Here is a 20,324-nt window from a genome sequence, read left to right as displayed (position 1 = left end):
CGATACCGCCCTCTCACGGTAAAGTAGTGACACTCTCTCCTCCCCAGACAAGAGCGCCATGATCGCACGACTGGATACCGCCGACTCGCGCCGGCTCGAGGGCCTCGACGCCCACTATCTGCGCTTTCTGGACGCCCTGCGCGAGGCAGGATTCGAGGGCGAGATCGCCCCGGACTATGCCGCCCGCACGGTGCTCGCCACCGACAACTCGATCTATCAGCGCCTGCCCCAGGCGGTGCTCTACCCCCGGCACGGCGCTGACCTCGAGCTTATCGCCCGGCTGGCCGGCCGCGACGAACACCGCCAGGTGGCTCTTGCCCCGCGCGGCGGTGGAACCGGCACCAACGGCCAGTCGCTCACTGATGGCCTGGTGGTGGACGTCTCGCGACACATGAATGCGATCCTCGACATCGACGTGGAGAATCGTCGGGTACGCGTCCAGGCCGGCGTGGTGAAGGACCAGCTCAACGCGGCGCTCAAGCCGCACGGTCTGTTCTTCGCCCCGGACCTCTCCACCTCCAACCGCGCCACCATCGGCGGCATGATCGCCACCGATGCCAGCGGCCAGGGCAGCTGCGAGTACGGCAAGACCCGCGATCATGTGCTCGAGCTCGAGACCCTGCTGCTGGGCGGTGAACGGCTGGTGAGCCGGCCGCTGGAGGAGGCGGAGCTCGCCCGCCAGTGCGAACGCCAGGACGTCATCGGGGAGGTCTATCGCACCGCACGGGACATCATCGATACCCAGGGTGCGCTGATCGAGGCCAAGTTCCCCCCGCTCAACCGTTGTCTGACCGGCTATGACCTGGCACACCTGCGTGATGCCAAGGGTCGCCTCGACGTCAACAGCCTGCTGTGCGGTGCCGAGGGTTCGCTGGGCCTGCTCGATGAGGCGGTGCTCAACGTGCTGCCGATCCCCAAGCACTCGACCCTGGTCAACGTGCGCTACGCCGGCTTCATGGACGCCCTGCGCGACGCCAAGGCGCTGATGGCAAGCAGTGACTCTTCACAAGCCAAGCCGCAGGCGCGGCCCACCTCCATCGAGACGGTGGACGACACCGTGTTGATGCTGGCCATGGAGGACTTCGTCTGGGACAGCGTCGCCGAGTTCTTTCCCTCGGGCGAGACGCCGGTGCGCGGCATCAACCTGATCGAGTTCAATGACGACGACCCCGAGCGGTTGGCCGAGCGCGTCGACGCCTTCTGCCGCCACCTGGAGGCCGATGCCAGCGTGCCCCGCCTGGGCTATACGCTGGCCGAGGGGCGCGCACAGATCCAGCGGGTCTACGGCATGCGCAAGCGCGCCGTGGGCCTGCTCGGCAACGCCAAGGGCGAGAAGCGACCGATCCCCTTCGTCGAGGACACCGCCGTCCCGCCCGAGCACCTGGCGGACTATATCGCTGAGTTCCGAACCGCCCTGGATGCCCGCGGCCTCGCGTACGGCATGTTCGGCCACGTGGATGCCGGCGTGCTGCACGTGCGACCGGCCATCGACATGAAGGACCCCGAACAGGAGGTGCTGATCCGCGAGGTCTCCGACGAGGTGGCCGCGCTGACCAGGAAATACCATGGCCTGCTGTGGGGCGAGCATGGCAAGGGCGTGCGCTCGGAGTATTCCCCGACCTTCTTCGGTGAGCTCTACCCCAGCCTGCAGCGGGTCAAGGCGGCCTTCGACCCTCACAACCAGCTCAATCCCGGCAAGATCGCCACGCCGCTGTCTACCCCGCCCGAGGCCGCGGGGGAAGCCGAGGAGCAGTCGATCAAGTGGGTCGATCCGAACCTGCTGACCATCGACGGCGTGCCCACCCGGGGCCAGTTCGACCGCCAGATCGACGAGCGAGTCTGGCGGGCCCATGCGGCCACGGTCTACTGCAACGGCAATGGCGCCTGCTACAACTACGACCCCGACGATGCCATGTGCCCCTCCTGGAAGGCCACCCGCGACCGGGTTCACTCGCCCAAGGGGCGCGCCAGCCTGATTCGCGAATGGCTGCGGCTGCAAGGCGCGTCCGGCGTCGACCTGGTCGAGGAGTCGAGGAAGAAGAAGGCCGAGGGCGCCTGGGGCTTCGTCAAGGATTTCCCGCTGCGGCTCAGAAACACCCTCGCCAAGCGGCGCGGCGAGACTGACTTCTCCCATGAGGTATACGACGCCATGGCGGGATGTCTGGCCTGTAAGTCCTGCGCCGGCCAGTGCCCGGTGAAGGTCAATATCCCGGACTCCCGCTCGCGCTTTCTCGAGGTCTACCACGGCCGCTACCTGCGCCCGCCGCGCGACTATCTGGTGGGCGGCATGGAGTTCCTGGTGCCGACCCTGTCGCGCATCGCACCGCTCTATAACGCCGCGCTGGGCAACCGCCTCGTCGACCGGCTGCTGGCCGGCCCGCTCGGCCTGGTGGACAGCCCGCGTCTCTCGCGCGCCAGCCTGAAGAAGCAGCTCGCCGCCTGGGGCGTGGCGGAAGCAACGCCGACAGCGCTCGGCTTGCTCACCGAAGCACAGCAAGCGCGCAGCGTGGTGCTCATCCAGGACGCTTTCACCAGCCACTTCGAGGCCAGGCTGGTGATGGATATCGTCGAGTTGCTGTCTCGTCTCGATATCAAGGTGTTCGTGGCACCTTATGCGCCCAACGGCAAGCCGCTCGATGTCCAGGGCTTTCTGGGCGCCTTCGAGCGCACCGCTGCCAAGCAGGCCCGTCATCTAACGACCCTCGCCGACTTTGGCGTGCCGCTGGTGGGTATCGACCCGGCGATGACCCTGACCTATCGCCAGGAGTACCTGAAGGCGCTGGGGCCGGACGCCGTGCCCGAGGTTCTGATGCTGCAGGAGTGGCTTGTCACGCATGCTACCACCCTGGCACCCCGCAGCCCCAGGCTAGACGACCCCGGCTACAAGCTGCTTTCCCACTGCACCGAGAAGACCAACGCGCCGGGCAGTCCCAGAGCATGGCAGCAGGTATTCGCCGCCTTCGGCCTGGAGCTCGAGCTGCTCAGCACCGGCTGCTGCGGCATGTCCGGCACCTACGGTCACGAGGCACGCAACCGCGAGACCTCGCGGACCATCTACGCCCAGTCGTGGCAGCCGGTGGTAGACGATGAGACGCATTCGGGCAGGCTGCTGGCCACCGGCTACTCCTGCCGCAGCCAGGCCAAGCGATTCTCTGCGACCGCCCTGCCCCACCCGCTACAGGGACTCTTGCAGCAGCTGCGCCTCGCACAGCGTTGAACGCAGCGTGTCGAGGCCGAGGGAACTCGAGATGGTGCCTCGGGACCAACCACTCGTTAATTCCCGGTGGGGAGAGGCAGGTAGCCGCCCGACTGCACAAGGAGAGCCGACACCATCAACCGCGCCACGCAATGCTTCCTCGCCATCGTCCTGCTGCTCGGGCTCACCGTCCCGCTGTCGGCCCAGGATGCCCTCGTCACCCTTGCCAGGGTCGAAGAGCGCATTATCGTCGAGACGCTATCTCTCAACGGCAGCGTGGAGGCGCCGCGATCCGCGCGCCTCTCCAGCGATGTCGAGGGACGTGTGACCGAGCTGTCGGTGTCGCTCGGCGACCGCGTGCAGGCCGATGCGCTGCTGTTGCGCGTCGATGACCAGGACGTAGCGCTCCAGGCACGCAGCGCCGCTGCCGATGTCAGCGAAGCGCGGGCCACCCTCGACAACGCCCGCCGTCGATTGCAGGAAGGCAGGCGCCTGCGCGAGGGTCGCAACATCGCCAGCAGCGAGCTCAGCCAGCGTGAGACCGATGTCGCCATCGCCGAGGCCGTTCTCGAGCGCCGGCGTGCCGAGCGCGACCGCCTCGAGGCACGCCTGGCGCGTCACAGTCTGCGCGCACCCTTTGCCGGTCGGCTCACCCACCGCGACGTGGAACTCGGCGAGTGGGCAACGCCGGGCACCCCGCTGTTGACGCTGATCGACCTGACGCAGCTGACCCTGGACTTCAACGTACCCCTGGCGGTGCACCATCGCCTGGACGGTGCCGACCTGGAGGTCCGCCCGTCGGGACACGATGACTGGCTGCCCGCTCGCCCGCTCACCGATGTCCCTCTCGACGAGACGCGCTCTCGCCAGTTTCTGTTACGCGCCGTGCTCGACGACGCCCCCGACCTGCTGCCGGGCATGGCCGTGCAGGGACGACTACTGCTCAAGGATGACAAGGGCCCGGTGGTGCCACGCGACGCCCTCATTCGCCGCCCGGACGGCAGCGTCAGCCTGTGGCTGGCCCGCCAGGAAGAGGAGGAATGGCGTGCCCGCGAGCGACAGGTCACCCCCGGCGCCAGCCACGAGGGCCGAGTCGCCATCCAGGGCATCGATGCCGGTGAGCGCGTCGTCGTAAGGGGTAACGAGCGCCTGGAAGAAGGCCAGCGGCTCACGCTGGGCGACGAGTGAAGGAGCGCTGATCGCATGTTTGCGGCCATCATTCGTCACGGTGTTCTGGTCAGCGTCGCGGTATTGATCCTGCTGGTGCTGGGTGTCGCCGCCATCTGGCGGATTCCGGTGCAGATGATCCCCGACCTGGAGGTCCGCACCATCGGTGTCGAGACCCGCTGGCCCGGCGCCACGCCCCAGGACATCGAGAAGGATATCCTGATCGAGCAGGAGGAGTACCTGCGCAATGTGCCCAACCTGGTGCGCATGGAGTCCACCGCCACCAGCGGCGCGGCCGAGGTCGAGCTCGACTTCCCGTTCGGCATCGACCTCACCGAAACGCTGATTCGCATCAACAACGCCTTGAGCCAGGTGCCCTCCTATCCGGCCAACGTCGACCAGCCACGCATCGTTGCCACATCCTTCTCGGCCAACGCCTTCATGTATTTCAACGTGGCGCCCCACGAGGGAAATCCCCGCGATCTCGACATGGCCGCGCTGCGCGATTACCTGGAGGACAATGCCCGCCCACGCCTGGAGAGCGTCGAGGGTGTCTCGGAGGTCACGGTATCGGGCGGCGCGGCGCGGCAGATGCAGCTGCTCATCGACCCCGATGCCCTGGCCGACCATGCGCTAGGCATCGAGGACATTCGCGACGCCCTGCAGGCCCGCAATCAGGATGTCTCCGGCGGCGACCTGGAGAGTGGCAAGCGGCGCTACCTGCTGCGCACCGTGGGTCGCTTCCGGGATATCGCCGAGCTCGAGGCGCTGATTCTGACGCGCCGAGGCGACGCGGTCGTGCGCCTGGCCGATGTCGCCGAGGTGCGCCTCTCCCACGCCGAGCTGACCTCGCGCTCCTACAATGGCGACGGCGACCCCGTGCTCAGCGTTCAGGTACGCCGCGAGCCCGGCTCCAACGTCATCGAGATCAAGCGGCGAATGCTGGCCGAGGTCGAGTCGCTCAACAACGGGCTGCTCGGCGACCAGGGGCTGCACATGAGCCTCTCCAGCGACGACGCGCGCTATGTCGAGGCGTCGATCGCCAACGTCTGGACCAACCTCGGCCTGGGGGCGCTGTTCGCCACCCTGGTGATGTTCGCCTTCCTGCGCTCGCCGCGCGCTACCCTGGCCGGCGTCATCGGCATCCCCATCTGCACCATCGCCGCCTTCCTGGGCCTGCTGCTCGCCGGGCGCACCCTCAACGTCATCTCGCTGGCCGGCGTCGCCTTCGCCATCGGCATGACCATCGACAACACCATCGTGGTGCTGGAGAGCATCGAGACGCAGCGGCGTCGCGGCCGGAAGCGCTTCGAGGCCGCCGTGACCGGCGTGCAGCAGGTGTGGCCGGCGGTGCTGGCGTCGACCCTGACGACCGTGCTGGTCTTCGTGCCCATCTTCTTCATCGAGGAGGAGGCTGGCCAGCTCTACTCCGATATCGCCGTGGCCATCGCCACGGCGATCCTTGCCTCGCTGGTCGTTGCCATTACCGTGATACCCACGCTGGGCGCTCACCTCGACTTCCACGGATCTGGGGCCAATGACCAGGAGGCACCGCGCTGGATGCGGGCCACCCTGGGCCTGGTCGACAGGCTGATCGCCTCCCCAGCGCGACGCGTTGCCGCCATGGCGCTGACGATCGGCGGCGGGCTGGCGATCTTTCTCTGGCTGACGCCGCCGGCGGCCTATCTGCCGGAGGGTGAAGAGGCCAAGACCTTCGCCAGCATGAACGCCCCGGCAAGCTACAACCTCTCGACCATGACGGCCATCGCCGATGAGCTCAAGGCCGAGCTGCTGCCTCACGTGGGCGCCGACCCCAGCGACTTCGAGGAAGGCCGAAGCGAGGTTCCCGCGATGCGCACCCTGGGCATGCAGGTCGAGGCGCAGGGTCTGCGCATCATCGCCGAGACCCGCGACCCGGATCATATCGACGCGCTGATGGACGCCCTGACCGAACGCTACGAGGCCTACCCCGACATGCGCGCCTTCGCCGCGCGCGGCTCGATCATCTCCAGCAACGACGGCGGCACGCGCAGCATCACCCTGGACATTGCCGGCAACGACCTCGCTGAACTCTATGCCGCCGCCAACCGACTCTATGACCGCGCCGAACAGGTCTTCGACAACCCGCGTATCCAGTCGCGCCCCGCGGCGCTGGATCTCGGCCAGCCGCTGATCGAGGTTCTTCCCGACTGGGAGCGCGCCGCCGAAGTCGGTCTGGATGCCGACGCCCTGGGCACCACCGTGGCGGCGTTGACCAACGGCACCTACCTGGACGACTTCTATCTCGATGACCAGAAGATCGACCTCTACGGCTACGGACCCGGCGTCGGCAACACCGACCTGAACGACCTGGTTGATCTGCCGGTTCACACGCCGCTCGGCATCACGCTGCCACTGGGGGAACTCGCGGAGATTCGCGAGACGGTGGCGACGGCCACGTTGCGTCGCGTCGACGGCCGCCGCAGCGTGACCCTCGACATCATTCCGCCGGGCGACGTCCCCCTCGAGGCGGGCATCGCGCGGGTCAACCGCGAGGTGGTAGAGCACCTGCGCGCCAGCGGCGACCTGCCGGGGTACATCGACGTCACGCTCACCGGCGCCGGCGATCAACTGGATGCCACGCGCGACTCGCTGCTGGACAACGGCGTAATCGCCGGCATCATCGTCTATCTGCTGCTGGTCGCGATCTTCGCCCACTGGGGCTATCCGCTGCTGGTGCTTGCCACCATCCCGCTGGGGGCCGCCGGCGGCATTGTCGGTCTCGCCCTGATGAACCTGGTAGGCGGCTGGCTGCCGCGCCTGGGGCTCGCCGAGATCCACCAGCCCTTCGACATGATCACCATGCTGGGCTTTCTGATCCTGATGGGCACCGTCGTCAACAACCCCATCCTGGTCGTGCACCAGGCCCGCGAGAACCTGCGTCACGCCCCTGGTGACGTGCGCCAGGCCGTGCGCGACGCCGTGGCCAGCCGCCTGCGCCCGATTGCCATGACCACCCTGACCACGCTGGGCGGTCTCTCGCCGCTGGTCTTCCTGCCCGGCGAAGGCACCGAGCTCTACCGCGGCGTGGGCGCCATCGTGCTGTTCGGCCTGCTCGGCACCGCCTGCGTGACGGTCACCTTCCTGCCGGCGCTGACCGTGAGCGTGCTGTCGGGAACTGGCCGAGGCGAGCTCGGTCACTCGAAAACCGCCTGAGCATGGCAGGTCGGACCTAGACAGACCTGGAAGAGGAGACCCGCCCAATGTCTCGCGCCCTGATCCTGATCGGCCTGGTCATCGTCGCCATCGGCCTGCTGTGGCCGTGGCTCTCGCGATTGCCACTGGGCCAGCTGCCCGGCGACATCATCATCCGCAAGGAGAACGTCTCGTTCTTCTTCCCTATCACCACCATGATTCTGGTCAGCGTGGTGATCTCGGCTATCCTGTGGCTGTTTCAGCGCTAAGCTGAAGCCGGACCCAAGATCGGGATGAGCCCAATGCCATACCGCATCACGCTTCTGCTGCTGGCCTGTTGGAGCCCACTCGTCTGGGCACAGGCAGCCGAAGGGCGCGACAATGCGCAGGATGCGCGTCGCCCCTCGGCCAGCGACACCCTGCCCACCATTACGGTGACCGCCCCGCGTCTCGCCCGAGACCTCTACGACACACCGGCCGCCGTCACGGCACTGACGCGCGAGGATATCCAGCGCGGCCAGCAGGGCGTGCGGCTGGATGAGTCCCTGGTGACGGTGCCCGGCGTCTTCCTCCAGAACCGCAACAACTTCGCCCAGGGCCAGCGTATCGCCATCCGCGGCTTCGGTGCCCGGGCGCCCTTCGGCATCCGCGGCATCCACGTACGGGTCGACGGCTTCCCCTTTACCCTGCCCGACGGCCAGGCCCAGGTCGATGCCGTGGATCTGGACAGCGCCGAGCGCATTGAGGTCATTCGCGGCCCCTCATCGGTGCTCTACGGCAACGCGGCCGGCGGCGTGGTGGACATCCAAACGGGCGACGGCAGCGAGCTGGTGCGCTCCCCCCAGCTCAGCCTGCAGGGCGGCAGCCACGATTTCTATAAGCTCGGCGTGCGCCAGGGCGGCGAGAACGGCCGGTGGACGCACAGCGTCAGCGTCTCGGCACTGGATTTCGACGGCTATCGTGAACAGAGCGCCGTGCAGAAACGCCTGCTCAATGGCCACCTGGGTTACCGGTTCGATGATGACCGGACGCTCTCGGCGCTGATCAATGTGCTCGACAATCCGCGCGCCGAGGATCCCAGCGCGCTGACCGCCGAGGAGGTTGCCGAGGACCCCAGCCAGGCGCGCGATCTCGCGATTGACCTCGACTCGCGCCAGGAGGTCGAGCAGCAGTTCCTCGGGCTGCATTACCAGGACCTCGCCCTGGGCGATGGCGAGTTCAACGCCCGAACCTTCGTCAGCTGGCGCGACTTCTTCCAGCAGCTGCCTTTCCCCGGCAGTAGCCGGATCGACTACGAGCGCACCTACTATGGCGGCAGTCTCGACTATACCCTGCCGCTGACCCTGGCGGCGCGCCCGCTGCGCACCGTAGTGGGGCTCGACCTGGCTCGTCAGGAAGACGACCGCGGCCGCCGCAGCGTCGATGGATCAGGCGAGGTGACAGGGATTACCGGAGACGAGCAGCAGAACGCCACCGCATCGGGGGCCTTCCTGCAGGCCGAACTGGGGCTGACCGAGCGACTCGACCTGAGCGCCGGCGTCCGCCACGACAGCGTGCGCATGACCATCGACGACCGCCTGGTGGCTGCCGATGACCCGGACGAAAGCGGCAGCCGAACCTTTCGCGAGTGGACCGGGAGCCTGGGGCTGAGCGTCCGCTTCCATCCTGACCACCAGCTCTATGCCACCCTGGGTAGCGCCTTCGAGACGCCGACCTTCACCGAGTTTGCCCCGTCGGACGGCAGCGGCGGCTTCAACCCCGACATCGAACCGCAGACCTCGCTGAACCGCGAACTCGGGCTGCGTGGTCGGCTAGGCGGCGAGCTGAGCTATCATCTGGCGGCCTTCTCGGTGCTCGTCGACGACGAGCTGATCCAGTTCCAGGCCTCGGATGGCCGCGACTACTTCGAGAATGCCGGGGAGACGCGCCGGGAAGGCATCGAGCTGGGGCTGGAGTGGAATCCCAGCCTGGACTGGCGCCTGACCAGCGCGCTGACGCTCGCCGACTATGCGTTCGAGCGCTTTCGCGACGAGAATGGCCGCTACGACGGCAATGACCTTCCCGGGCTGCCCAGCCGACTGTGGATGAACCGCCTGACCTGGTACGGCAGCGGCGAGCGCTTCACCACCCTGGAAGCTCACTACACCGGCTCGTTCTACGCCGACAACGCCAACGAGGTTCGTATTCCCGGCCACTGGCTGGTCAACCTGCGCGCCGGCGACGCCTGGAGCCTGGGCGGCGGCAGCACGCGACTCGGGCTGCACGTCGGTGTCCGCAACCTGCTGGACGAGGATTACATCGAGAACGTGCGGATCAATGCCTTCGGGGGGCGCTACTTCGAACCGGCACCCGGCACCACCTGGTACGCCGGGCTCGAGCTCGGCTTCTGAGCCATTGCCAAGGCGCGCGCTGACAAGACGGGCAGCCCGCAGGCTGCCCGTTATCGTTGGCGCGGAATGATCAGAAGAACAGTCGCCGCAGGGCCTGGCCGGGGTCTTCCTCGCGCATGAAGACCTCGCCGACCAGGAAGCTGTTGACGTCATGCTCGCGCATGCGCAGCACGTCGTCGCGGGTATGGATGCCGGACTCGGTGACCACGCTGACGCCAGCGGGAATCCGCGGCAGCAGCTCAAGGGTGGTCTCGAGCCGGGTGTCGAAGGTGTGCAGGTCGCGGTTGTTGATCCCCACCAGGGCGAGGTCGAGCTTGAGGGCCCGCTCGAGTTCCAGGGCGTCGTGCACCTCCACCAGCACGTCCATGCCCAGCGCCGCGGCCTGGCGATGCAGGTCCGCCATTCGGGCATCGTCCAGGGCGGCGACGATCAGCAGGATGCAGTCGGCGCCCAGGGCGCGCGCCTCGCTGACCTGGTAGCCGTGGGTGATGAAGTCCTTGCGGATCACCGGCAACGTACAGGCCTCGCGGGCCTCGATCAGGAAGTCCTCGTGGCCCTGGAAGAAGTCGGCATCGGTAAGTACCGACAAGCAGGCCGCACCGCCCTCGGCGTAGCTCGCGGCGATCTCGCCGGGGCGAAAGTCCTCGCGGATCACTCCCTTGGAGGGAGAGGCCTTCTTGATCTCGGCGATCACTGCCGGATCTCCGGCCTGAATGGCGCGCTCGAGGGCGGCGATGAAGCCTCGCGGTTCGGGCTGCTCGGCGCCCAGTCGCAGCAGCTCCTGCTCGGAGACGACGCGGCGCCGCTCGGCGACCTCCTCCTCCTTGCGGGCCAGGATGCGCTCGAGGATGGTGGGCAGGGAACGAGTCTCGGACATGTCGGGCCTCACAGGTTAAACACGCGAGTGAAATTGGCGAGTTCCTTGAGCTTCTCGAGGGGCAGCTTGGATCCCTGGGCGTCCTGGGCCATGGCCACGCCCTCTTTGAGGCTGTCAGCCACGCCCGAGGCATAGAGGGCCGCCCCGGCGTTGAGCGCGACAATGTCCGCCGCCGGGCCTTCGCCCACCAGGGCCTGCTCGACCAGGCGCAGGCTGTCCTCGGCGGTCTTCACCCGCAGCGGGTCCAGCGACTGGCGAGCAATGCCGAAGTCCTCGGGCGCGATGGTGTACTCGCGGATCTCACCGTCCTTCAGCTCGGCCACCAGCGTCGGCTGCGCCAGCGAGATCTCGTCGAGGCCGTCCTCGGCATGCACCACCAGCACGTGCTCGCTGCCCAGGCGCTTGAGTACCTCGGCCATCAGCGGCACCAGTTCCGGCGCATAGACCCCCAGCACCTGATTGGGGGCGCCGGCGGGGTTGGTCAGCGGTCCCAGGATATTGAACAGGGTGCGCACCCCCATCTCGCGACGCGGGCCCACGGCGTAGCGCATCGCCGGATGATGGTTAGGGGCGAACATGAAGCCCACCCCCACCCGCTCGATGCAGCGTCCTACCTGCTCGGCGTCCAGGTTCAGGTTGATGCCGGCGACCGCGAAGAGGTCGGCACTGCCCGACGACGAGGAGACCCCGCGGTTGCCGTGCTTGGCGACATGAGCCCCACCCGCGGCCACCACGAAGCTCGCCGCGGTGGAGACGTTGAAGAGGTTGGCGCCATCACCGCCGGTACCGACGATGTCGACCACGTTGTCGGCCTGCAGCCGGACCGGGTTCATCAGTTCGCGCATCACCTGGGCGGCGGCACTGATCTCCTCGGCGGTCTCGCCCTTCATGGCCATGCCGACCAGGAAGGCGGCAATCTGGGGATCGCTGGCCTCGCCGGTCATGATCTGGCGCATCACCTCGTGGGTCTCGGCGAAGTTCAGATTCTCACGGCGCATCACCGCACCGATGGCCTCTCGCATCTGCATGACGTTGCTCTCCTCTGGCATGGGCACGGTTCAGCGACGTTTCAGGAAGTTGGCCAGCAGCTCGTGGCCCTGGCGGGTCAGGATCGACTCCGGGTGAAACTGCACCCCCTCGACATCCAGTTCCCGGTGGCGCAACCCCATGATCAGCCCCGGGGTGACATCATCGTCGTCACACCAGGCGGTGACCTCGAGGCAGTCCGGCAGGCTCTCGCGCTCCACCACCAGCGAGTGGTAGCGCGTCACCTCCAGCGGGTCCTCGAGGCCCGCGAAGACGCCCTGGCCGAGATGGCGGATGCGCGACGTCTTGCCATGCATCACCTGGGGCGCGCGGACCACCTTGCCACCATACACCTGGCCGATGGCCTGGTGTCCCAGGCAGATGCCCAACACGGGAATCCGCCCGGCGAAACGATGGATGGCCGCCATGGAGATGCCGGCCTGGTCGGGCGTGCAGGGCCCCGGCGAGATCACCAGATGGCTCGGCGCCAGGGCCTCGATCTCCTCCAGGGTGATGGTGTCGTTACGGTGGGTGACCACCTCGGCGCCCAACTCCCCCAGGTACTGCACCACGTTGAAGGTGAAGCTGTCGTAATTGTCGATCATCAGCACGGACATGGCAGGCTCTCCGGCACGCGCCCGGCCAGCGCCGGACGACAGGAATCAGGGGTCACTCGAGGTTATCCAGGCCACGTTCGGCCATGGCCACGGCACGAAACAGGGCGCGGCCCTTATTGAGCGTCTCCTGCCACTCCATCTCGGGCACGGAGTCGGCGACGATGCCCGCCCCGGCCTGGACGTGCAGCTGGCCATCCTTGATCACCGCCGTGCGGATGGCGATGGCGGTGTCCATGTTGCCGTGCCAGGAGAGATAGCCCACCGCGCCGGAGTAGACGCCACGCTTGACCGGCTCCACCTCGTCGATGATCTCGAGTGCCCGGAACTTGGGCGCGCCGGACACGGTGCCCGCCGGAAAGGTGGCGCGCAGCACGTCCATCGCGGAGAGGCCCGGCTTGAGGCGCCCCGCCACGTTGGAGACGATGTGCATCACATGGGAGTAGCGCTCGACCACCATCCGGTTGGTCACCTCCACCGAGCCGGTCTCGCTGATGCGGCCGACGTCGTTGCGTCCCAGGTCAATCAGCATCAGGTGCTCGGCGAGTTCCTTGGGATCGGCCAGCAGATCGGCCTCCAGGGCGCGGTCCTCCTGCTCGCTGTGGCCGCGCTTGCGCGTGCCGGCGATGGGCCGCACCGTGACTTCGCCGTCTTCCAGCCGCGTGAGGATCTCCGGCGAGGAGCCCGCCACCTGATGATCACCCAGGTTCAGGTAGAACATGTAGGGCGAGGGGTTGAGGCTGCGCAGGGCGCGGTAGAGGTCCAGCGGCGGCGCCTGGTAGGGGATCGACATGCGCTGGGAGGGAACGCACTGCATGACGTCGCCGGCCAGCACATACTCCTTGATCGTCTCCACGGCCGCCTTGAAGCCCTCTTCGGTGAAACCCGAGGTGAAGTGCCCCTCCTCCACCGCCGCGCGACCGGTGCCGGGACTGATGGTATTGAGAGTGGCACTGCGCAGGCGGATCTCCAGCCGTTCCAGCCGGTCCAGGGCGCGCGCGTAGGCCTCCGGCTCGGCGGGGTCGGCATGCGTCCAGAGCGTCAGGCGCCCGGACAGATTGTCGAACACCACCAGGTCGTTGCAGACCATCAGCAGGATGTCCGGTACACCGATCGGGTCGGGCTTCTTGATGCTCCGCAGGCGCGGCTCGATATAGCGGATGGTGTCGTAGCCGAAGTACCCCACCAGGCCGCCGTCGAAGCGCGGCTGGTCATCGAGGCGCGGCACCTTGAAGCGGGTCTGGAACTGCTCGATCCAGGCCAGCGGATCCTCGACGTCCGCGGCGCCATGTAGCGCGTCATCGACGAAATGGCTGACGGTGAAACCGCGAATTTCGAGACGCTCGCGACAGGGCAGTCCGATGATCGAGTAGCGGCCCCACTTCTCGCCGCCCTGGACGGACTCGAGCAGGAAGGTCCAGGGTTCGTCGGCCAGCTTGAGATAGGTGGAGAGCGGTGTATCGAGATCGGCCAGCACCTCGCGGGTGACCGGGATGCGGTTGTAGCCGGCGTCGGCCAGCTGGCGGAAGCGTTCGGGAGTCATCATGCCCGGGTCCTCGTTAAGGGAAGAACGACGATGGTGAAAGGCATCACGGCCGGGAAGCCGCGTCAGGGAGCGAGCGTCACCATCGCCAGTCGCCGCGTAGGCCGCGGGGCGAACGAGAACCGACGCGAGCCTGGCAGCGGCCGGCGGCGGGGCATGGAGAAGCAACCAGCGTCATGCGACTGTCCATCGAGGCGGGTCCAACGAAGACGAAACGATCTGCCACCGGGAAATAGCGAAAACTTATCGGTTTCGCCATGGTCATAGCAGGGATTGAATCACACTAAACGAGTTCCCACAGCGATTCAACCACGGCGTCGGGGCGGCTCAGGAGCACCGGCTCGCCGTGATTGTAGCCGTAGGGCACGGCCAGCGTCCGGAACCCCGCGGCGCGTCCGGCCTCGATGTCATGGCGCGAATCACCGACCATCAGGCAGGCCGCGGGCAAGACGCCGAAGTGGGCCGCTACATGGCGCAGCGGCGCAGGATCGGGCTTCTTCTGCGCCAGGCTATCGCCCCCCAGGCAGAGGCCGAAATGCCCCTGCAGGCCCAGGGCCTCGAGGATCGGTGCGATGAAGGCACTCGGCTTGTTGGTCACCAGCGCCAGGGGCAGGCCCCAGTCGCGCAGCGCGTCCAGCGCTTCACGCACGCCGCCATAGAGCCGGGTATGGGCGCTAGGGTCGCGGGCATAGTGGTCGAGGAAGCCCTGATGGGCCCGGGTCAGCAGGGCGTCCGAGGACACCCGGCCAAGGGCGTCTTCAAGGGCGCGCTCCATCAGCTTGAGTGAGCCATTGCCCACCCAGTCACGCACCCTCGCCTCGCCCGGGGGCGGCAGACCGAGGTCGGTCAGGGCGGCATCCACCGCCATGGCCAGGTCCGGCACGGAGTCGACCAGGGTGCCGTCCAGGTCGAAGGTGACGAGCTCGATGCCGTCAAGAATGGGGTGCATGTATTCTCCTTGTGCTGCTCACTCGTCGCGTCCGGCCTGTCGGCCTGCCAGCCAGGCCCGCTTGCGTGCGGCGGAAAGCCGCTTGATCTCGGCCTCGAGGCGCAGCGCCTCGCTCTGGCTGCCCACCGGCTCGTGATGGCACAGGCTAAGCGGCCCCTTGCCGCGCAGCGCCTTGGCCCCTCGACCGGCACGATGCTCGGCCAGGCGTCGGGCCACGTCAGTGGTAATCCCGGTATACAGGGCACCGCCCGCCGTCTCCACCACATAGAGATGCCAACGGGGAGCGGCAGCCGCCTCTTCCACGGCGCCTATGCCCGGGCCAGGCGATCGCGGAACTCGCGCATCACGCTGTCGTAGCGGTTCGGATCCGCGTCGTTTCTCGCCTTGAATACCGCCGAGCCGGCCACGAAGGTATCGGCGCCGGCCCGGGCGATCTCGGCGATATTATCCACCTTGACCCCGCCGTCGATCTCCAGGCGGATCGGGCGACCCGACGCGTCGATTCGGCGGCGCACTTCGTGCAGCTTGTCCAGGGTCCCGGGGATGAACGACTGCCCCCCGAAACCCGGGTTGACGCTCATCAGCAGGATCATGTCGACCTTGTCCATCACGTAGTCGAGGTAGGAGAGCGGCGTGGCCGGGTTGAAGACCAGGCCCGACTGGCAGCCCGCGTCACGGATCAGCTGCAGCGAACGGTCGATATGGTCAGAGGCCTCAGGGTGGAAGGTGATGTAGCTGGCCCCCGCGTCGGCGAAGTCGCCGATCAGCCGGTCCACCGGCCTGACCATCAGGTGGGCGTCGATGGGCGCCGTCACGCCGTGCTTGCGCAGGGCTTCGCAGACCATCGGCCCGATCGTGAGGTTCGGAACGTAATGGTTGTCCATCACGTCGAAGTGGACAATGTCGGCGCCCGAGGCCAGGACATCATCCACTTCCGCGCCCAGCCGGGCGAAATCGGCGGAGAGGATGGAAGGCGCGATGAGGAAGTCGCGGGTCGTGTCGTTCATGGGGTCATCCGTCATCAGGGTATGGAGGCAGTGGCACGATCGCGAGGCATTCTACCAGAGCGCTGCGAGGGTCAGGACCTCACCCCTCATGCCGGTTCGCGCCACCCCACAGCGCAGACGGATACGCGTTCGCGACCATGCCCCCTGTCGTCAGCGAGACCAGGCCATGAACGACTCCTGCTCCCCGGTCTCCGCGTCCTCCCGCTCATCGACGACGCTGAAGCCCAGGCGTCGGTAGAAGGAGACGGCGCGCACGTTACGGGAATAGACCCACAGGGTGATGTGCCGATGACCTGCCATGGCGTGGGCCATGAGGCCAGAGCCATGCCCGAAGCTCTGCACCTCGGGGTCGATGAACAGCGCCTCGAGGTGCTCCCCGCGCATGGCACAAAAGCCGATCACGCGTCGCCCGGCCTCCAGCACCTGCACCTTGCAAGCCGGCAGGCGGCGACGCGCCATGTCATCGGCCCGTGCGTTCCAGAAGGCCTCGGCGATGAAGGGATGGGCGCGCTGCGAGGCACGCAGCCAGATATCGACAAGCTGCGGAAACTCCTCACGGGTGGCGGTTCGGATCATGGGCGACTCCTGTGGCACTCCCTGAAGTGTAACCTCTCGAAGGGGCGGGAGCGCCACCGGTTCCCGCCATCGGTTCCCGCCACCAGGACCGGGGGATATACTCTGGGCCCTGCCACCCTCGGGAGACCTTCCATGCAGCGTCGTCACGTTCTGGGCGCCTGTGCCCTGCTTCTCGCCAGCGGCTGGCTGGCCGGCTGTGCCAGCCCCCACTACCTGCAGCTCGACCCCAAGCGCACTGCGCCGGTGCCACAGACCGGCAGCGGTCAGGCGGTCACTGTGACGGCCGTGGATGGTCGCGACAGCGAGGTGATCGGCACCCGCACCGGCAGTGCCATGTCCACGGCCGTGATCACCGTCGAGGCCCACCAACTGGTACCGCGGCTGCAGGCAGAAGCGGAACGTGCCGTGCGCGAGATGGGCTTTACGCCCACCACCGAACACGCAGAGGACCGCCCCAGCCTGACGCTTACCCTCGATCACCTGGGCTACGAGCGTGGCGAGAGCCGCCCGCTCATCGACGAGGCGAGGCTCGAGGCGGTGCTGATCGCCGAAGCCATCAACGACGGTGATACCTATTCCGGCACCTATACCTCGCGCCGCACCCAGAGCTATGCCGTGCGCCCCGACAAGGAGGCCAATACCCGCATGGTCAATGGGCTGCTCGCTGACGGTCTCGACCGCGCCTTCCGCGACCCGGAGCTGGGGCGCCTGCTGGCGCGCTAGGAGGCCAGCGGGCCGCGGCGCTCCAGCGCCCAGGCGCTCTCGCGAAATCCATTGGGTTCCGGCTCGCCGTCCCCCAGGTGGGTCACGCGAAAGTTCGGGGCGAACAGCTCGCGCACCTCGTCGGCCGACACATGGAAGGGTGGTCCACCAGGGCCACGCGTCAGGCTGATCAGCAGCCCTCGAACGCCGGGGGGAATCAGCTGGGCCAGGTGGAAGGCATAGCGCTGTCGGGTGGCTGCCGGCAGGGCGATCAAGGCGGCACGGTCATAGAAGGCGCCGACCTCCGCCGCCTGCTCGATATGGAAGTGAAAGAAGTCACCGTGCCATAGCTCCACACTGCCCTGGCGGCAGATGTCGAAGCCAGCCTGGCGGTAGCGGGCCACCTCTCCCATGCCCTCGGCGACGAACGCCTCGATGGCCTGCCCGGCCAGCTCGATGCCCAGCACAGGATGGTCATGGCGCGCCAGCCAGCGCATGTCCAGGCTCTTGCCACACAGCGGCACCAGCACCTTGCTGCCGGCCCGCACGCCCAGGCCAGGCCAATGGCGAACCAGCGCCGGATGCGGTTGGTCACGGTGAAAGCCGATGCGCCCCTCGCGCCAGCGCTCAAGCCATTCGTTGGCCATCATGCCCCCTGCCCTAGCGGCATCAGAACCAGCGATCGCGCTTGCGCCGACGACGCGGCAGGTGCGGGACGATCAGCCCCACCAGCAGGCCGGCACCGGCGACGCCGCCACCATACATGAAGTAGCGCATCAGCAGGTCCTCCTCCTGGGTATCCAGGCGGGCCTGGAGCTCACGAATGGTGGCACGCGACTGATCGGTCTCCCTGGCCAGCGCGGCATTGCGCGACTCGAGTTCGGCGATGCGCTGCTCACGGAGCTCGAGAGTCTCGGTCATCGATGCGGTGCGTTTCTCCCAGGTGGCGTTGATGCCGGAAAGCTCCTCGGTCAGCGCTTCCACCCGGGCTTCCAGCAACGGCAATTGCTCCTGGGCGCTGGGATCCTCCTGCAACTCGCGGGTGAGCACCCAGACGACATCACCGTCGGCATCCTCCACCCGGCTGTAGTCGCCGCTGGTCTCCAGTACCGTCACCGGCTCGCCGGCCGTCAGGGTGCCAATGATCCGGTAACCATCGGTGGGGCCGCTGCGCACGTATGTCGTCAGTTCGTCCGACACCCAGGCGGCGCCGTCAGGCGCCTGCTGAGCGGGCAACAGGGTCGGGAGCGTCGCGAGTGCCACACCCACTGTCAGAATCTTGAGTCTGTGTATCGTCATGCCGTTGTCCTGGCTGTGCAATGCCCGCATGTCGCGGCTCTGTGGCGGGAGGCATGCCACCTGCGGCCGTCCCTGCCGGCCGCGGCAGCGGTGCAGTGATTCATGGTCTCGGGTTACCCACAGCGTCTGTGGACAACCATCGGGAAAACCGCTGGAAAGCCATCGGCAACCGGCATGCCAACCGCCCCTGGCCGCTGCCGGTCACTTTCTGACCAGGGCGCGCCGCCGCGCCCGCTGCTTGAAGGCACAAGCGTACCATAGACGGGCCGGACGACCGCTGGCCCCGGTGGCGGCCGGGGCGTATAATTATTGGTCCTGTCCCAGGTGGCCGTTCGGTCACCTGCCAACGTCCATCCACCGGTGCATCGTCGCGCCATCTGCCGCGACCTATTCTTATGGCGAAGAAACTCTTCATCAAGACACACGGCTGCCAGATGAACGAGTACGACTCCGCGCGCATGGCGGATCTGCTCGGCGAATCCCACCAGCTCGAGCTCACCGACGACGAGCGCGATGCCGATGTCATCCTGCTCAACACCTGTTCTATCCGCGAGAAGGCCCAGGAGAAAGTGTTCCATCAGCTGGGGCGCTGGAAGAAGCTCAAGGAGGCCAACCCCGACCTGGTGATCGGCGTAGGGGGCTGCGTGGCCAGCCAGGAGGGCGAGGCGCTGCGCAAGCGCGCCCCGCATGTCGACATGGTATTCGGGCCCCAGACGCTGCACCGGGTGCCCTCAATGCTCGACTCGCGACGCCAGGACCAGATCTCGGTGGTCGACGTCACCTTTCCCGAGATCGAGAAGTTCGATCACCTCCCCAAACCGAGCTCCGACGGCGCCACTGCCTTTGTCTCGGTGATGGAGGGTTGCTCCAAGTACTGCACCTTCTGCGTGGTGCCGTATACCCGCGGCGAAGAGGTCTCACGCCCCTTCGAGGCGGTGATGGACGAGGTGATCCATCTCGCCGACCAGGGCGTGCGCGAGATCAACCTGCTGGGCCAGAACGTCAACGCCTACCGAGGCGAAAACCAGCTGGGGGACGAGATCGATCTGGCCGAGCTGATCAGCTGCGTGGCGGCCGTGGAAGGCATCGACCGGATCCGCTTCACCACCTCCCACCCGGTGGAGTTCTCCGACAGCCTGATCGAAGCCTACGGCGAGATCCCCGAGCTGGTCAGCCACCTGCATCTGCCGGTGCAGGCCGGCTCGGATCGCGTGCTCGCCGCCATGAAGCGTGGCCACACCGTCGAGGCGTATGTGGAAAAGATGGAACGTATCCGTGCCCTGCGCCCGGACATCAGCTTCTCTTCGGACTTCATCATCGGCTTCCCGGGCGAGACCGAGGCGGACTTCGAGGCCACCATGGACCTGATCCACCGCATCGGCTTCGATCACTCCTTCAGCTTTGTCTACTCGGCACGTCCCGGCACGCCGGCCGCCAACCTCGAGGATGACACGCCGGAAGCGACCAAGAAGCAGCGCCTGGCGATTCTCCAGGAGCGCATCAACCAACAGGCCATGCAGATCAGCCGGCGCATGGTGGGCACCACCCAGCGCATCCTGGTCACCGGCTTCTCGCCAAAGGATCCGGGCCAGCTCTCCGGGCGCACCGAGAACAACCGCGTGGTCAACTTCCGGGCCGCCAATCCGGTCGAGCTGATCGGCTACTTCGTCGACGTCGAGATCAGCGAGGCGCTGCCCAACTCGCTGCGTGGCGAGCTGGCCTCGCCCGCACGCTTCTGAGTGCCACGATTGCCCCGGCCAGTGCCGGGGCAGTAAGCTGAACCCACATTCACTCAGCACGGATT

The 20,324-nt window shown here is 67.2% G+C and carries 17 protein-coding genes; 7 read left to right on the top strand and 10 right to left on the bottom strand.

Features of this window, described 5'->3' with window-relative positions:
• Positions 1 to 58: 58 nt before the first annotated feature.
• The 5 genes from ydiJ (at position 59) to FHR95_RS11765 (ending at position 9,927) form a co-directional block, all read left to right on the top strand.
• Entirely contained in the window at positions 59 to 3,217 is a 3,159-nt protein-coding gene (ydiJ, locus tag FHR95_RS11785; RefSeq protein ID WP_183314520.1) for a D-2-hydroxyglutarate dehydrogenase YdiJ, read from the top strand.
• Between the two features lie 114 nt (positions 3,218 to 3,331).
• A complete protein-coding gene (locus FHR95_RS11780) occupies positions 3,332 to 4,384 on the top strand; it encodes an efflux RND transporter periplasmic adaptor subunit (protein ID WP_183314537.1) in 1,053 nt (350 codons plus the stop codon).
• A gap of 15 nt (positions 4,385 to 4,399) precedes the next feature.
• Complete coding sequence (locus FHR95_RS11775) at positions 4,400 to 7,558, top strand: efflux RND transporter permease subunit (RefSeq protein ID WP_183314519.1); 3,159 nt, start codon at positions 4,400 to 4,402, stop codon at positions 7,556 to 7,558.
• A gap of 47 nt (positions 7,559 to 7,605) precedes the next feature.
• A complete protein-coding gene (locus FHR95_RS11770; protein WP_183314518.1) occupies positions 7,606 to 7,806 on the top strand; it encodes a DUF2905 domain-containing protein in 201 nt (66 codons plus the stop codon).
• Positions 7,807 to 7,839: 33 nt separating this feature from the next.
• Complete coding sequence (locus FHR95_RS11765) at positions 7,840 to 9,927, top strand: TonB-dependent receptor family protein (protein WP_183314517.1); 2,088 nt, start codon at positions 7,840 to 7,842, stop codon at positions 9,925 to 9,927.
• A 70-nt stretch (positions 9,928 to 9,997) separates the two neighbouring features.
• Here the strand turns inward: FHR95_RS11765 and trpC are convergent, their stop codons facing one another.
• The 8 genes from trpC to FHR95_RS11725 all read right to left on the bottom strand — a co-directional run bounded on the left by trpC (position 9,998) and on the right by FHR95_RS11725 (position 16,519).
• Complete coding sequence (gene trpC, locus FHR95_RS11760) at positions 9,998 to 10,804, bottom strand: indole-3-glycerol phosphate synthase TrpC (RefSeq protein WP_183314516.1); 807 nt, start codon at positions 10,802 to 10,804, stop codon at positions 9,998 to 10,000.
• Positions 10,805 to 10,812: 8 nt separating this feature from the next.
• Positions 10,813 to 11,832 (bottom strand): anthranilate phosphoribosyltransferase, encoded by a 1,020-nt coding sequence (trpD, locus tag FHR95_RS11755; protein ID WP_040187814.1) that lies wholly within the window; start codon positions 11,830 to 11,832, stop codon positions 10,813 to 10,815.
• Positions 11,833 to 11,862: 30 nt separating this feature from the next.
• The gene (locus FHR95_RS11750; protein WP_040187815.1) at positions 11,863 to 12,447 is read right to left on the bottom strand and encodes an anthranilate synthase component II; all 585 of its coding nucleotides are present in this window, start codon (positions 12,445 to 12,447) and stop codon (positions 11,863 to 11,865) included.
• A gap of 52 nt (positions 12,448 to 12,499) precedes the next feature.
• Positions 12,500 to 13,987 carry an anthranilate synthase component I gene (gene trpE, locus FHR95_RS11745; RefSeq protein ID WP_183314536.1) on the bottom strand — a complete coding sequence of 496 codons (1,488 nt, stop codon included), beginning with the start codon at positions 13,985 to 13,987 and terminating at the stop codon, positions 12,500 to 12,502.
• Positions 13,988 to 14,270: 283 nt separating this feature from the next.
• Entirely contained in the window at positions 14,271 to 14,936 is a 666-nt protein-coding gene (locus FHR95_RS11740; protein WP_183314515.1) for a phosphoglycolate phosphatase, read from the bottom strand.
• Between the two features lie 18 nt (positions 14,937 to 14,954).
• Positions 14,955 to 15,239: a GIY-YIG nuclease family protein gene (locus tag FHR95_RS11735; protein WP_343065211.1), complete on the bottom strand. Its 285-nt coding sequence runs from the start codon at positions 15,237 to 15,239 to the stop codon at positions 14,955 to 14,957.
• Positions 15,240 to 15,244: 5 nt separating this feature from the next.
• Complete coding sequence (gene rpe / locus FHR95_RS11730) at positions 15,245 to 15,943, bottom strand: ribulose-phosphate 3-epimerase (protein ID WP_183314514.1); 699 nt, start codon at positions 15,941 to 15,943, stop codon at positions 15,245 to 15,247.
• A gap of 150 nt (positions 15,944 to 16,093) precedes the next feature.
• Entirely contained in the window at positions 16,094 to 16,519 is a 426-nt protein-coding gene (locus tag FHR95_RS11725; RefSeq protein WP_183314513.1) for a GNAT family N-acetyltransferase, read from the bottom strand.
• 132 nt (positions 16,520 to 16,651) lie between these two features.
• Between FHR95_RS11725 and FHR95_RS11720 the strand changes: the two genes are divergently transcribed.
• Entirely contained in the window at positions 16,652 to 17,242 is a 591-nt protein-coding gene (locus FHR95_RS11720) for a YajG family lipoprotein (protein ID WP_183314512.1), read from the top strand.
• On the opposite strand, the gene FHR95_RS11715 is transcribed toward FHR95_RS11720, so the two are convergent.
• Both FHR95_RS11715 and FHR95_RS11710 read right to left on the bottom strand, forming a co-directional pair.
• Positions 17,239 to 17,868 (bottom strand): class I SAM-dependent methyltransferase, encoded by a 630-nt coding sequence (locus FHR95_RS11715; protein ID WP_183314534.1) that lies wholly within the window; start codon positions 17,866 to 17,868, stop codon positions 17,239 to 17,241. The genes FHR95_RS11720 and FHR95_RS11715 overlap by 4 nt on opposite strands.
• A gap of 22 nt (positions 17,869 to 17,890) precedes the next feature.
• Positions 17,891 to 18,520 carry a TIGR04211 family SH3 domain-containing protein gene (locus tag FHR95_RS11710; RefSeq protein ID WP_040187821.1) on the bottom strand — a complete coding sequence of 210 codons (630 nt, stop codon included), beginning with the start codon at positions 18,518 to 18,520 and terminating at the stop codon, positions 17,891 to 17,893.
• Between the two features lie 395 nt (positions 18,521 to 18,915).
• Here FHR95_RS11710 and miaB point away from each other — a divergent pair, with 395 nt between their 5' ends.
• Complete coding sequence (miaB, locus tag FHR95_RS11705) at positions 18,916 to 20,259, top strand: tRNA (N6-isopentenyl adenosine(37)-C2)-methylthiotransferase MiaB (protein ID WP_040187822.1); 1,344 nt, start codon at positions 18,916 to 18,918, stop codon at positions 20,257 to 20,259.
• Positions 20,260 to 20,324: the final 65 nt, after the last annotated feature.

Source organism: Halomonas fontilapidosi, assembly GCF_014192285.1.
In the GTDB taxonomy this organism is placed as follows: Bacteria; Pseudomonadota; Gammaproteobacteria; order Pseudomonadales; family Halomonadaceae; genus Halomonas; species Halomonas fontilapidosi.
Note: the sequence above shows the minus strand (reverse complement) of the source record. Positions and strands in the feature narration are given on the sequence as shown.